Below are 13,240 nucleotides of genomic sequence, written 5' to 3' on the forward strand. Positions count from 1 at the left end.
CATTGTGTAGGTAATCAGCCATTTCTCCATGAGCACCCCCGCGCTTCCGACCTCATCTGACGGACTCGAGAGTCTCCGCTCGAGAACGTGAGCCTCTCGCCTGTAGTTCGCCGGTAGGGGCCCCGGCGGATGCACCGGTCCAAAGGAACCGCGCGGCACGGGCGCGCTGCCGAGTCAGGGCGAGTCAGGCAGATCGCCGTCTGAGCCGTCGGAGCCGTCGGAGTCATCGCCCGCTTCCGCGCTGACCAGCGTCTCAGCCAATTGCCGTGGAGCACGGTGGAGCCATGAGGCTCGGACCAGAGCGTTCAGATCCTTGCCGTCGATGTCGTCCAGCGGCACGCGGAAACCTATCGGCTTGCCGTTCCGGGCCAGTTCTTCACCGCTCGGATGCGCGGCCAAGGCGGCCTTCATCTCGTCCACCGGCAGTTGCACCTGCACCTGGCCGTCCTTCGAGATGGAAGCAAATCCCTTGCCGCGCACGGAAAAGGCGACCATGCCGAAATGAGTGCCCTCTTCGACCTCAGGGAGACGGAAAGCGGTCTTACGCAGCTGAGCCAGAGTGGTCATGCCCCGAGTCTCACACGCGACGGCCCTGGAAGCGCGGGCTTCCAGGGCCGTCGACGGCCACCTGACGATGCGGCGGGCCGGGTCAGCAGGCGTCGGGTCAGAAGGCGCGCAGGCCGTTCGGCACGCCGAGCCCGGTCGGGCCGTCCCAGCCCTGACCGGCCACGCACAGCGCGGGCGGGGAGTCGGCGCAGCCCGTCGCGCCGTTCTGCATGCTGGAGCCGGTCGTGACGTCCTCGATGGCGCCGCGCGGGGCCCGGTAGAGGGTGTTCGGGCCGTTCACCTTGGCGGTGCCGGTCCGCGCGTACAGGCCGGCGATGTACGGGGCGGAGCCGCTGGTGCCGAGCGCGACGCCCCAGCCCGTTCCGCCGCCCACGTAGCCGAAGCCGTCGTAGATCGCCAAGCCGGTGGAGGCCGCGGAGACGTCGCTGCTGGCGCGGTGCCCTGCGCACAGCTTCGAGATCCGCGCGGGCTGCCCGTTGGCGGGCGGCAGCGTCGTCGAGCACAGGCTCGCCGCGCCCCACCAGGCCTTGTCGCCCTCGACCTTGCCCCAGGCGCGCTTGGCGAACGTGGCGCCGCCGTCGCGGGAGGTCAGCTCGACGCCGCCGACCGAGACCACCCACGGCAGCTCCTGCGGCCAGGTCTGATCGGAGGTCTTGCGCGCCACGTAGCCGTGGTCGCCGGACGAGGCGACGACCGCGACGCCCGGATGACGCAGCCGCCGCCCGATGTCGCCGGTCGCGATGCCCGGCTGGAAGCCGTTGGCCAGGATGTAGCTCATCGACACCGCGTTCGCGCCCTTCTTGATCGCGGTGTCCGTGCCGTCCGCCAGCGCGGTCGCCAGCGGCGCCGGGAAGCCCGCGTACTGGGCGCCCATGGCCACCAGGTCCACCGGCAGCTGAACCAGGACGATCTTGCAACCCGGACAGGCCGCCGAGGCCAGCTGGACGTCCAGCGTCGTCTCCAGCCCGAGCGCCTGCTCGATCGTGCTCAGCACCGGCAGCTTGGACGGTGCGGGCGGCGCTCCGCCGTCCCTGCCGACCACCTTCAGGCAGCCGCTGGCGGCAGTGCAGGCGGGCAGGCCGTAGGTCTTGCGGTACACCGCGAGGTCGGCGTCCACCGTCGAGATCCCGCCGAAGTCGATGATCCCGATCGTTCCGCGGCGGCCTCCGCTCGCGGGCAGGTGGAACGCCCGCGCGAAGTCCGCGGGCCCGAGAGCCGCCGGCTCCGACGTGACCAGGGGCTTGTTCGGGTCGGTACGCGACGCCATCAGCGAGGAGTCGCAGCCGAGGTGGTAGGTCTTCTTGCCACTCTTGGTGGTGCAGTTGTTGACGAGCCTGTGGCGGCTCAGCGCGGTGCCGTTCAGCACCGACTGCCGGATGGCAGCGGGACTGTCGCCCTCCGCGGCGGTGAACCCGGCCCGGGACGCGTGTCCCCCATCTATGCCCGGCACCAGCGCGGCGGCGCCCGCGACGACGGCCGCAGCAGCCGCGGCGACCATGAGACCTCTTGTATGCATGAGAGGAAATTAGGGATCACCGATGAAATCCCAGTGACACGGCGATACATGGAACGCCGCCGGGCTATTCCGGCCGGTCAGAGCTGCGCGGTCGCGGTGCGCAGGTGGTCGATGCCGTTGTCGAGGGCCGCTTTCAGATGGGTGGAGTCGCCGGTGGCCATGAGGATGGTCACGCCACCCTGAATGCCCGCCAGAAGTGCGGCGGACGTCCGTTCAACGTCCAGACTCGGCGACGTCAGACCGTTGCTCTGAAGGGCGCGCATGCCCTCGGCGAGGTGCTGCTGCCATTGCCGCATCAACTCGCCCACGATCGCCCGCGCGCCCGGCGTGGAGCGCCCGACCTGGAGGAACAGCGATCCCAGCGGACAATGATCGCCCTGGCGTTCGTAGCGTTCGACCACCACGTCCCGCCACCGGCGCCACGACTCCCACGAGTCCAGCCGCCCCAGATGCGGCTGCTGGTCCTCCAGAACGCGGTCCGCCTCGAACTGAGCCACCGCCAGAAGCAGTTCGTCCTTCCCGTTGGGGAAGTAGTGGAACAGCTGGCTCTTGCTGGTGCGCGTGCGGCTGCGGATGTCGTCGAGCGTGGCGAACGCGACGCCCAGGTCGCGCAGCACCTCGGCCGCGCCCTCGATGATGCGGGCCCGCGTGGCGCGCCCCTTGGCGGTCAGCACGTCCGGCATCCCGACTCCCCTCCCCGGCACTGGACCAACGGGTCCAGCCTACGACCACTTTGGACTTGCCGGTCCATTTTCGCCGACGCATAGTGGTCGCCACACCCGCGAGACGAGGGAGGCGCGCCATGAGTGGGCGACTGCGGAGCAAGACGGCGCTGGTCACCGGATCGACCAGCAACATCGGCCAGGCGATCGCGGAGGCGTTCGCCGCCGAGGGGGCTCACGTCATCGTGTCCGGCCGCAACCGGGAACGAGGCGAGCGGGTCATCGAAGCGATCCGAGCCTCCGGCGGCCAGGCCGACTTCCTGGCCGCCGACCTGGACGGCAGCAAGCAGGCCTCCCAGGACCTGGCCGAACGAGCCCGCCAGACCCTGGGCGGCCGGATCGACATCCTGGTGAACAACGCCGGCGTCTACCCCGCCCCCGACACCACCACGACCGACGAGGACACCTTCGACCAGGTCTACGGCGTGAACGTGAAGGCCCCGTTCTTCCTCACCGCCGCGGTCGTGCCCGCCATGGCCGAGTCCGGCGGCGGGGTCGTCATCAACCTCGGCTCCTGGATCGCCCGCCTGGGCGTCCCCGTCGGCGCGCTCTACAGCTCGACCAAGGGAGCCATGGAAACCCTCACCCGGGCATGGGCAGCCGAGTTCGGCCCACTGGGCGTACGCGTCAACGCCGTCTCCCCCGGCGTCATCCTGCCTCCGACCCCGGAGGGCGGCGAACCCCATCCCGGCGAGGTCATGATGAAGGGCACCCCGGCAGGCGGCGTCGGCACACCTGACGCCATCGCCCACGCCGCGGTCTGGCTGGCCAGCGACGAAGCCGCCTTCGTCCACGGCACCGTCGTCGACATCGACGGTGGCAGAACGGGAGTAGCCGTCATCGCCGCCTAGTCACCAGGCCTCACAACGTGTAGACCTGCCGGGCGTTCTCAGAGAAGAACCGGCGGCCTTCCGAGGTGGTCCCCGTCGAGGTCACCAGCCCGACCACGGTGTCGAGCAACCCCTCATGGCTGACCGTCATCGCGTCCATCGGCATGTTGGAGCCGAACAGCAGACGATCCCATCCCCAGGCGTCAACCGCGGCTTCCAGCCAAGGGCGTACCGAGTCCCTGTCGAACTCGCTCAGCACCATGCCCAGACCCGAGAACTTGCACAACCAGTCCGTAGCACGGGCAGCCTCACCCATCTCGTCAGCCCAGCGAGCCCGCCCCTCCGGGCTGACATCTCCAGGGGACCCCAGATGCTCAAGCACCACACTCAGATCGGGGAACGCCTCCAAGGTCCGCACCCACGTGGACAACGTCCCCGGATCGGCGACCAGGTCGAAGACCAGTCCCCGCTCCGCCAGCCACGACAGAATCGCATCGCAGGCGGCGGACCCCGGCTTGAGCCCACCGAAGACCCGGATCCCACGGAACCGCGGACTCTGCGCCTGCCGGTCCAGGTGAGCGACCAGCTCACCGACCGGCAGCTCGGGGTCGACCGTGCCGATGGTCACCGACGCCACCGGCTCCGAGCCGAGCTCACCCTCCAGCCACCGCGCCTCGTCGAGATACGCATGCGGGGCGGTGGTCGCCGACACGTGCACGATCCCGGCCACGCCGACCGACGGCTGATGCGCGAGGTAGTCGGCGAGCAGATGACGTTCGAGCAGCACCGGCTTACCCAGATGCGCCGCGTAGGCGTGCAGGTCCGGATACCAGTCCCGGGCGCCCGGCTCCCAGAGGTGAACGTGGGCATCGACGATCTGAACCTCGTCCATCGCCACTCCTTGAAGATGGGCGCCCGGGGCTTGGGCGGGTCAGGGTTTGCGGGCTACTCCGCACGGTAGCCAGGTGTGGGAGGGGTCGACCACGTTGGGGTTCTTGCTGCCCCATTTGTCGACGAACGAAAGAGCCGGTTCGGCGCCTTCGTAGGGCGGCAGGAATTCCAGGCCGGTGAAGAAACGGTTGATTTCTTCGCGGGTACGGAAATGCACGCCGGACGGGGTGTTGGCGTAGACGTCCTTGAAACGCTGGACCTTATCGGGCTTCTGGTCGTCCGAGGTGACATGTGAAAGAGCCAGATAGCTGCCCGATGGGACGGCGTCCAGGTAGCGGGTGACCAGGCCCCAGGGGTCGTATTCGTCGGCGGCGAAATGCCAGATCGCGATGTGCATGTACCCGACGGGCTGATCGAAGTCGATCAGGTCGCGGACCGCCGGATTGGTCAGGATCGAGTCGGGTTCGCGGACGTCGGCGTCGACGTAGACGGCGTTGGACTCGCCGTTGCGGCTCAGGATCTCCTGCGACATCTCCAGGACCACAGGGTCGTTGTCGACGTAGACCACGCGGGCCTGCGGGTCGACGACCTGCACGACCTCGTGGGTGTTCCAGGCGGTGGGAATGCCGGACCCGATGTCGATGAACTGCCGCACTCCCGCGCGGGCGATCCGGCCCGCCGCGCGCTGCAGGAAGACCCGGTTCGCGTGCGCCATGTAATGCGCCTCGGGCACCCGTTCCAAGACCTTGCGCGCAGCCGCCTTGTCGGCGGGATAGTGGTCCCGGCCGTTCAACAGAAAGTCGTAGATCCGACCCGATGAGGGGACGTTGGGGTCGACATTGGAAGTGCGCGTGCGTGACTTCTCCATGTCCGTCCTGTCGGCTTGTAGATGGCGGGGAAGATGCCAGATGCCCAAGCCTGAGGTATGTAACTGATGCTCAGGTGAGCCGTGTGACGCGATGACCCTAGCGCGGTTTGCGATCGCGCGGAGTCAGGTCGTAGCGGTTGTCGTGCACCTCATTCCGCAGCTGTCGCCATGCGCTGGGATTGAGCGTCAGCATACCTGCGTCGGGATTCTTCGAATCGCGAATGGCGATGAAGGAAGGCGCGCCGGTCTCGGGGCCGGAGACAGCGAAACCGGGGGCGATCTCGACGCAGTTCCCGGACGCGCCGGTGGACCGGCGGGACTTGCGCCACTCCCCCAATCGCCAGAAGTTCCGCCCCGCGCGCCTTGGCGGCGCCGGCACGTCGTCCCCGTCCGCGGCCGTCAACGCCGGCCGCGACCCGGGGGCCTCACTGCTGGTCATCGTCGCGCACGCTTTCCAACCAGCCGTGCAGGAATTCGTTGGTGTCCTTGGCCGAGAAGGCCTTGGCCTGCAGCCAGGACCAGGCCTGCTCGTACTGCGCGACGTCCTCGCCGGTGTCGACGCGGCTGCGACCGGTGATCGAGCCTTCGACGAACACGCCGGCGGGGATGACGTCGGAGTCGAAGTCGCACATGAAGAACGAGCCGAGGCCCGGATGCGGGCCCGCGGTGAAGGGGATGACCTGGATCGACACCGGCTCGGGCGGAGCCAGCAGCCGTGCGATCTGTGCGCGGCGGACGGCGGCGCCGCCGGGCATGCGCGCCAGCGCCATCTCGTCCATCATGAACGTCGCCTCGCGGACCCGGCCGTCGACCAGCACCTTCTCCTGACGCTGCATGCGCAGGTTCACGCCAGCGTCGACGACGGCGGGCGAGTTGTTGGGCTCGACGGCCTGAATGATCAGGCGCGCGTACTCTGGTGTCTGCAGCAGCCCGGGGACGGCCGCCAGGTCCCAGGCACGGATCCGGATCGCGGCGATCTCCATGCCGAGCAGCTCGGCGGTGGCGTCGGGCCACTTGCCGGTCTTGTTCCACCAGCCCGGCTCGGCCGCACGTTCCCGCAGCCGCTCCAGCTCGGCCCGCTGGTCGTCGGGGACCTCATAGAGGGAGCACACTCCCCGTAGGGACAGCAGGTTGGGCGTGACCTCGGCGTTCTCCCACCGCCGCAACGTCAGCTGGTGAACGCCGAGCTCCTTGGCCGCGGCGGCGACCGTGTGGCCGGCGGCCTCACGCAACTTGGTGAGCTGGTCGCCCAATAGCCAGCCCGACAGGACCGGCCCCGATTCAGGGGTCATGCTCCGTGTCTACCCTTCATGACGCACACAATGCAACTTACATTCTGTGCCTCGGGGAGCGTTCGCCACCCTTGAGTGTTTTTCGCGATGTTAATTCACATGAAGTTCTTGACACGGTGTGTGCCACATAGGACGGTTGGCCGTGGCAGTCAGGGCCGTTCCGCCCACCTGTCAACCACGACGGCAGATCATCGTTCCCGCGCTCGACGACCGACATCTCCAGGAGTCCGCGTCATGAACTCGTCTCGGTCAGGTGTGGTGGACACGATGACGTTGCCTGCCGCCGGCACACCCGGCGCGGTGATCTCGGAGGGAACCCTGGCCGCCGCACCCGCGTCCGCACCCGCATCGATCAATGCGCGGGCCGGTGCGGTCACGGACGCGGGTGCGGGCGTGGACGAGCGCGCGGCGCGCCTGTTCCCGTTCGACGCGACGGCCGAACGGGCGTGCCTGTCGTTGCCCGCGCAGCCGCCCTCGGTGGCCACGGCGCGCAGGTTCGCGGCCGAACGGCTCACGCACTGGCGGCTGGAGACGATGGCCGACGATGTCTGTCTGGTGGTGAGCGAGCTGGTCACCAACGCCGTGAAAGAGGTCCGCGGCATCGCCGCGCACGACGAGGACCACCCGCACTCCCCCACGCCGCTCGAGGCCCTGGTGTTCCAGATGACGCGAGCCGCCGGAGCGTTGTCCGCCGGCGTCTGGGATCCGGGCGCGGGAGTGCCCACGCAATGCCCCGACGATTATCTCGCCACCAGCGGCCGCGGCCTGGTGATCATCGCCGCGCTGGCGGACGACCTGGACGTTCACCCGTGCCCGGCGGGCGGCAAGTCCGTCAACGCCCGCTGGCTCCTGCCCGGCGCTCCCGAGCCCGAGGTGGAGTCGTAGCCCGGCCCCAGAGCAAGTTTCCCGACAACGAACGCCGAACGAGGAGGGATCGCCGTGGACGGCTCGCAATGCGACTGCGGCAAAGATGCCCGCGAAGCCCACCGCGACAGGTGCGCCGAACTCGCAGTGTCCTACGCCCGGCTCGCCGAGGCGACGGTGCACGGGCTGGCGCCGGTCCTCAATGATCGTCGCGGTGCCGAGGACGTGCCCGAGCGGCTCGGCACCGATCGACTGCGCGAGGCCGCGCGTCTCCTGGAATGCGCGCCGAACCCGGCCCGTCACGGCGATCGCGTCAGCGCCGCGGGCCGGCTTCTGTTCGCCGTGCCGGGCGACGTCGCCGCCGCCTACCTGGGAACGCGCCTGACCATGATCGGGCAGCACCTGGTGCAGCGGCGGCCACCGGCCAGGACCGAGATGCTCCCGCTCGCGCAGGCCTACCACCTGATGAACGCTCTGCGCAGAGGCTGCGTCATGAACGACCCCAGCGACGCCCGGCTGCCCTGCCTGCAATGCCGCTTCCCCGCGGCTTTCGTCACCTGGTGCGAGCATTTCTCCGACATCACCCTGGGCCTCGACGAGACCGCCTGACCCGCTCTCACACGAGTCGGCTCAGCTCGGCTCAGCCACCCGAGGCCGAGCCCGGAGCGTGATGTCCGGGCCCGGCCCTGGCCGGGCCGTCAGTAGATGCGCTTCCAGGAGCCGCAGGTGGTGTGCAGTCCCCGGTGGCTGACGCAGATCCGGCCGCTGACCTTGGTGCCGTGCAGGCTCCCGCGCATGTCCCGCTCGGTCTTGCCGTTGTAGGCGTAGAACTGGCCGCTGCCGTGCTGGGCCTTCAGGTAGAGCGTGGTCTTCCAGCCGGCGCCCTTGCGAGCCTTGAGGTTGACGACCACCTTGACGTTGCTCCCGGACCTGGACGCGGAGCCCCACGCCTTGGAGCCGACCGGGCCGCCGATGGTCCAGGCCTTGGTCGCGTGCACCTGGGACGCGTTCGCCACCGGGACGGCGGCGGCGAGGGCGGCACCGGCCGCGACGGTAACGATCATTGCTCGACGCATCGAACATTCCTCCTAAATGATCAAGGACCAGGCCATCATGCCGTGCCGACCGGCGCAGGTCGAAGCGGGGGGATGTCCGAGCATGCGATGAGGCCCATCCCTGCGCAGGGATGGGCCTCATACGGAGCGGTCCGGGTCAGCGCTTGGTGACCTTGTTGATCCAGGCGAGCTGCTTGGCAATCTCCCCGGCACCGGCCATCTTCTCCCGGTCCGAGCCGTAGAAGACGCCGACGAGGGTCTCCTTGCCGTGCGCGCCGATGCTCATCACGGGCGCTCCGGAGTCGCCGCCTGCGGGGACGCCGGTCACCTTCTCCATGCAGAAGTCCGTGCCGCCCGGCTCGGCGAAGCCCCGGCAGCGGGGAGCGTTCGAACGCACGACCCGCAGTCTCGCCTGCTTGAGCACGGGCGACTGGCAGGTGTTCTCGTCCTTGGTGCAGGTCGCGCCCCACCCGAACTGCCGTACGAGCTGACCGGGGCGGACGTGGACCTTGGACAGGCGCGCCGGGTGGACCTTCATCGGCGAGACCTTGATGAGCATCATGTCGGCGCGCGCGTTCCCCGCCCGCTTGCCCACCGGGCGGACCGTGGCGCCCTTGCGCATGTCGAGGTTGCCGACGCGGAAGGAGATCCGCTTGTCGGCGACCGCCTGCCCCTGCTCGAAGAAGCAGTGCGAGGCGCTGATGACCCACTGCTTGGTGACCGCCGTTCCGGTGCACACCGGTTTGCCGTCGATGAGCATGCGCACCGCCCATGGCCCGTAGGTGCTCTTCGACCCGCCGATGACGGCCGAGGCCGGGCCTGCCGCCATCACCGAGCCCGTCACCAGCACCAACGCGGACACCGACAGCACATGAGCGCGACGCACCATCCGGAACAGCTCCTCTCTCGCGGGCTTGGCCTTACTGGTGGTGTAGATGCGCCGCGAGATCAAGAAGTTTCCGGTTACGCGCAGTTATCTATCCCTCGGATCATGTGGGGGCGTGGAGCCAGCAGGCGGCCGGCCCGAAGTCGGGCTCCTTGAGGCGGCAGACATCCATCGCGTCCGGGCAGCGGGGGTGGAAGCGGCACCCGGGCGGCGGGTCGGCCGGGTCGGGGACGTCGCCGGGGAGTTCGGCGGGCAGGGTGCCGAGGCCGTCGGGGTGCGGGATGGCGCGCAGGAGGGCCTGGGTGTACGGGTGTTGCGGCGCGTTCCAGACGGCGCCGGTCTCCCCCGTTTCGACGATCTTGCCGAGGTACATCACCGCGATCCGGTCGGCGATCAGCCTGACCACCGACAGGTCGTGGCTGATGAACAGCAGGCCCGCGCCCGCGTCCACGGCCAGGTCGCGCATGAGCGTGGCGACCTGGGACTGGGCGGAGGCGTCCAGCGAGGAGATGGGCTCGTCACCGATCAGCAGGCCGGGCCGCGCGGCGAGCGCGCGGGCGATGGCGATGCGCTGGCGCTGGCCGCCGGAGAACTCGTGCGGATGCCGGCCCGCGAACGAACGCGGCAGTCCGACGCGTTCCAGCAGGTCGGCCGGGGTCGCGGGGTCGCCGGACACGCGCAGGCCGTCGGCGATCTGGTCGCCGACGCGGCGCCGCGGGTTCAGCGAGGCGTAGGGGTCCTGGAAGACCATCTGGATGCCGGTCAGGGTCCTGCGCCGCAGGCCGAGCGGGGTGACCGGGCGGCCGTCGAACGTGATGGACCCGCTCGCCGCCGGGTGCAGCCCGCAGACGGCGCGGGCCAGCGTCGACTTGCCGCACCCCGACTCGCCGACCAGGCCGACGACCTCGCCCTTGGCGACCGTGAGGCCGGCGCCCGCGACCGCCGTGACGGCGGGCCGCCCGGGGGTCCGGTGCTCGACGACGAGGTCCTCGATGCTGAGCAGGGTCACGGCAGGGCCTCCAGCAGCGAACGGGTGTAGGGATGGGCGGGCTCGCGCAGCACGGTGTCCCGGCTGCCGGACTCCACGACCAGGCCGGAGCGCATCACGCTCACCTGGTCGGCGATCGCGGACATGACACCCAGGTCGTGGGTGATGAGCAGGACGCCCAGCCCCAGGTCGTCGCAGAGTCCGCGCAGCAGCCGCAGGATCCCGGCCTGCACGGTCACGTCGAGCGCGGTGGTGGGCTCGTCGGCGATGAGCACCTGCGGGTCGCAGGCCAGCGCCACCGCGATGGCGATGCGCTGGCGCATGCCGCCCGAGAACTGGTGCGGGTAGCGCGTCAGCGCCTCCGCCGGGCCGGGGATGCGGACCTTGGCCAGCAGCTCGACGGCGCGTTCGCGCGCCTCCGCCCGGCCTAGGCCCAGGTGCCCGCGCATGTGCTCGGTCAGCTGCCGCCCGACGCTGAGCATGGGATGCAGGCTGGTGGCCGGGTCCTGGAAGACCATGGCGATCTCGTTGCCGCGCACCCGGTTGAGCTCCTTGTCCGGGAGCCCGAGCAGGTCACGCCCTTCGAGTTCGACGCGGCCGCTCGCCACGGCGCCGGACGGCAGCAGCCCCAGGACGGCGAGGCCCGTCATGGTCTTGCCCGACCCGCTCTCGCCGGCGATCCCGTGCACCTGCCCCTTCCGCAGGCCGAGGTCGACGCCGCGCAGGATCTCGTTCCCCCGGATCGTCACGCGCAGATCGGTGATCGTGAAGGTCACAGCGCACGCTCCTTGATGGCGCGGGCGGTACGGGGATCGAGGGCGTCGCGCAGCGTGTCGCCGAGGAAGTTGAACGCCAGCACGACGGTGAGGATCGCCAGCCCGGGGAACGTCGCCACCCACCAGCTGTCGAACACCTCCACGCCCGACGCGACCATCGCCCCCCACTCCGCCGACGGCGGCTTGGCGCCCAGTCCGAGGAACGACAGGCCGGACAGCAGGAGCAGCGCCGTGCCCATGTCGAGCGTGGCCAGCACGAGGATCGGGCCTGTCACGTTCGGCAGCACGTCCACCCGCAGCGAGCGCCAGGTCGAGAAGCCGAGCAGCCGCCCGCTGAGCACGTACTCCTGGTTGCGCACGCCCAGCACCAGGCCGCGGCTGACCCGCGCGTACGACGCCCAGGCCACCACGAGCACGGCCAGCACGGCGTTGCCCAGGCTCGCGCCCAGCGCGGCGGCCACGACCATCGCCAGGATGATCGTCGGGAACGCGAAGACGAGGTCGGCCGTCCGCATGATCGCCTCGTCCGCCCACCGGCCGAAGTACCCGGCGACGGCGCCGAGGAGCCCGCCGATCAGCACCGACAGGACGACCAGGAGCAGCGTGAGCGGCAGCGACACGCGAGCGCCGTACAGGATCCGGCTGAGGATGTCGCGGCCGAGCTGGTCGGTGCCGAACCAGTGCCCGGGACCCGGCTCGGCGAGGCGGGGCAGGTCCTGGGCGAGCGGATCGTGCGGCGCCAGCAGCGGCGCGGCGAGGGCGACCACCAGCCAGGCGAGCGCGATCGTCCCGCCGGCGATGGCGAGCGGCCGCCGCCACGCCTCGGGCAGCCGTCCCACCACACCTCGCCGTTCCACCGCACGCGGCGGTCTCACCGCGGCAAGCCGCCTCATCGCAACCTCACTCGGGGGTCGATGACGCCGTACAGGACGTCCACGATCAGGTTGATGACCAGGTAGACGACGCCCACGACCAGGCCGACGCCCATGATGGCGGGCAGGTCGAGGGTGGTCGCGCTCTTGTAGGCGTACTGGCCGACGCCCGGCCACGCGAAGATCGACTCGACCAGGACGGTGCCCGACAGGAGGCTGCCGAACGCCAGCCCGGCCACCGTGATGATCGGCACCAGCGCGGAGCGCAGCACGTAGCTCCTGAGGATCACCCGCCGGGGCAGTCCCTTGGCCCGGCCCGCGCGGACGTGGTCCTGGCCGAGCACCTCCAGAACGGCGCTACGCGTGAAGCGGGTCAGCAGCGCGATCGTGTAGAGCGACAGCACCAGGGCGGGCGTGAGCAGGTGGCCGACCGCGCTGACGAAGATGTCCCACCGGCCGGTCAGCGCCGCGTCCACCGTGTACAGCCCGGTGATCGACTCCGGCGCGCCGAGGCCGGGATCGACGCGGCCGCTGCCCGGCGTGATCTGCAGCCGGTAGAAGAAGACGTAGAACGCCACGAGCGCCAGCCAGAACGTCGGCACCGAGATGCCGACCAGGCTCAGCATCCGCAGCACGTGGTCCGGCAGGCGGTCCCGGCGCAGCGCCGCGATCAGGCCGAACACCACGCCCAGGACCAGCGACACCGTGATCGCCGCGCCCGCCAGCTCCAGCGTCGCCGGCACGAACTCGGCCAGGTCGTCGCCGACCGGCCGGTGCGACTGCTGGCTCGTGCCCAGGTCGCCGTGCAGCAGCGACTCCAGGTGCAGGACATACTGCTGCGGCAGCGGCTTGTCGAGCCCGTGGTCGGCCCGCCACTGCGCCACGATCGCCGGGTCGGCGACCGCCCGCTGGCCCAGGTTCGCCGCCACCGGATCGCCCGGCACCAGGTTCGTCAGCACGAACGTCACCAGCGTGATGCCCCAGACCAGCAGGACCGCGATGAGGATCCGCCGGACGAGGAACCTGACGAGCGGGCTGCCGCGCCGCAGGCGGTCCAGCGGGCCGCTCCGCCGGAGGCGGCCAGGTGAGTTGATCCGCAGGGAGGACGCCACG

At 70.1% G+C, this 13,240-nt stretch carries 16 protein-coding genes; 3 read left to right on the plus strand and 13 right to left on the minus strand.

The window, feature by feature from the left end; genetic code table 11:
• Positions 1–174: 174 nt before the first annotated feature.
• From J4573_RS11475 to J4573_RS11485, 3 genes are all read right to left on the minus strand, one after another.
• Positions 175–567, minus strand: coding sequence for a DUF1801 domain-containing protein (locus J4573_RS11475; RefSeq protein WP_208255345.1), 393 nt, complete (start codon positions 565–567; stop codon positions 175–177).
• Positions 568–664: 97 nt separating this feature from the next.
• Positions 665–2,083, minus strand: a complete 1,419-nt coding sequence (locus tag J4573_RS11480) for a S8/S53 family peptidase (protein ID WP_208255346.1) — start codon at positions 2,081–2,083, stop codon at positions 665–667.
• 77 nt (positions 2,084–2,160) lie between these two features.
• Positions 2,161–2,766 carry a TetR/AcrR family transcriptional regulator gene (locus J4573_RS11485; RefSeq protein ID WP_208255347.1) on the minus strand — a complete coding sequence of 202 codons (606 nt, stop codon included), beginning with the start codon at positions 2,764–2,766 and terminating at the stop codon, positions 2,161–2,163.
• A gap of 119 nt (positions 2,767–2,885) precedes the next feature.
• Between J4573_RS11485 and J4573_RS11490 the strand changes: the two genes are divergently transcribed.
• On the plus strand, positions 2,886–3,656 hold the full coding sequence (locus J4573_RS11490; RefSeq protein WP_208255348.1) for an SDR family NAD(P)-dependent oxidoreductase: 771 nt from the start codon (positions 2,886–2,888) through the stop codon (positions 3,654–3,656).
• A 10-nt stretch (positions 3,657–3,666) separates the two neighbouring features.
• Here J4573_RS11490 and J4573_RS11495 read toward each other — a convergent pair whose 3' ends face one another.
• The 4 genes from J4573_RS11495 to J4573_RS11510 form a co-directional block, all read right to left on the minus strand.
• Positions 3,667–4,527 carry an amidohydrolase family protein gene (locus J4573_RS11495; protein ID WP_243772893.1) on the minus strand — a complete coding sequence of 287 codons (861 nt, stop codon included), beginning with the start codon at positions 4,525–4,527 and terminating at the stop codon, positions 3,667–3,669.
• Positions 4,528–4,566: 39 nt separating this feature from the next.
• A complete protein-coding gene (locus tag J4573_RS11500; protein WP_208255350.1) occupies positions 4,567–5,394 on the minus strand; it encodes an SAM-dependent methyltransferase in 828 nt (275 codons plus the stop codon).
• A 97-nt stretch (positions 5,395–5,491) separates the two neighbouring features.
• Complete coding sequence (locus J4573_RS11505; RefSeq protein WP_208255351.1) at positions 5,492–5,833, minus strand: DUF397 domain-containing protein; 342 nt, start codon at positions 5,831–5,833, stop codon at positions 5,492–5,494.
• Positions 5,820–6,686, minus strand: a complete 867-nt coding sequence (locus tag J4573_RS11510) for a DUF5753 domain-containing protein (protein ID WP_208255352.1) — start codon at positions 6,684–6,686, stop codon at positions 5,820–5,822. Before J4573_RS11510 ends, J4573_RS11505 begins: the two co-directional genes overlap by 14 nt.
• Positions 6,687–6,920: 234 nt before the next feature.
• Here J4573_RS11510 and J4573_RS11515 point away from each other — a divergent pair, with 234 nt between their 5' ends.
• Positions 6,921–7,571: an ATP-binding protein gene (locus J4573_RS11515; RefSeq protein WP_208255353.1), complete on the plus strand. Its 651-nt coding sequence runs from the start codon at positions 6,921–6,923 to the stop codon at positions 7,569–7,571.
• A 54-nt stretch (positions 7,572–7,625) separates the two neighbouring features.
• The gene (locus J4573_RS11520) at positions 7,626–8,159 is read left to right on the plus strand and encodes a hypothetical protein (RefSeq protein WP_208255354.1); all 534 of its coding nucleotides are present in this window, start codon (positions 7,626–7,628) and stop codon (positions 8,157–8,159) included.
• Between the two features lie 89 nt (positions 8,160–8,248).
• Here the strand turns inward: J4573_RS11520 and J4573_RS11525 are convergent, their stop codons facing one another.
• The 6 genes from J4573_RS11525 to J4573_RS11550 all read right to left on the minus strand — a co-directional run bounded on the left by J4573_RS11525 (position 8,249) and on the right by J4573_RS11550 (position 13,239).
• Positions 8,249–8,626: a hypothetical protein gene (locus J4573_RS11525; RefSeq protein WP_208255355.1), complete on the minus strand. Its 378-nt coding sequence runs from the start codon at positions 8,624–8,626 to the stop codon at positions 8,249–8,251.
• Positions 8,627–8,762: 136 nt separating this feature from the next.
• A complete protein-coding gene (locus J4573_RS11530) occupies positions 8,763–9,494 on the minus strand; it encodes a S1 family peptidase (protein WP_208255356.1) in 732 nt (243 codons plus the stop codon).
• 100 nt (positions 9,495–9,594) lie between these two features.
• Positions 9,595–10,500, minus strand: a complete 906-nt coding sequence (locus J4573_RS11535; RefSeq protein ID WP_208255357.1) for an ABC transporter ATP-binding protein — start codon at positions 10,498–10,500, stop codon at positions 9,595–9,597.
• Positions 10,497–11,255: an ABC transporter ATP-binding protein gene (locus J4573_RS11540; protein WP_208255358.1), complete on the minus strand. Its 759-nt coding sequence runs from the start codon at positions 11,253–11,255 to the stop codon at positions 10,497–10,499. The genes J4573_RS11535 and J4573_RS11540 overlap by 4 nt, the downstream gene beginning before the upstream one ends.
• On the minus strand, positions 11,252–12,148 hold the full coding sequence (locus J4573_RS11545) for an ABC transporter permease (protein ID WP_243772821.1): 897 nt from the start codon (positions 12,146–12,148) through the stop codon (positions 11,252–11,254). The genes J4573_RS11540 and J4573_RS11545 overlap by 4 nt, the downstream gene beginning before the upstream one ends.
• Positions 12,145–13,239 (minus strand): ABC transporter permease, encoded by a 1,095-nt coding sequence (locus tag J4573_RS11550; RefSeq protein WP_307796596.1) that lies wholly within the window; start codon positions 13,237–13,239, stop codon positions 12,145–12,147. Before J4573_RS11550 ends, J4573_RS11545 begins: the two co-directional genes overlap by 4 nt.
• Position 13,240: the final 1 nt, after the last annotated feature.

Origin of the sequence: Actinomadura barringtoniae, from assembly GCF_017573505.1 — a bacterium.
GTDB lineage: Bacteria > Actinomycetota > Actinomycetes > Streptosporangiales > Streptosporangiaceae > Spirillospora > Spirillospora barringtoniae.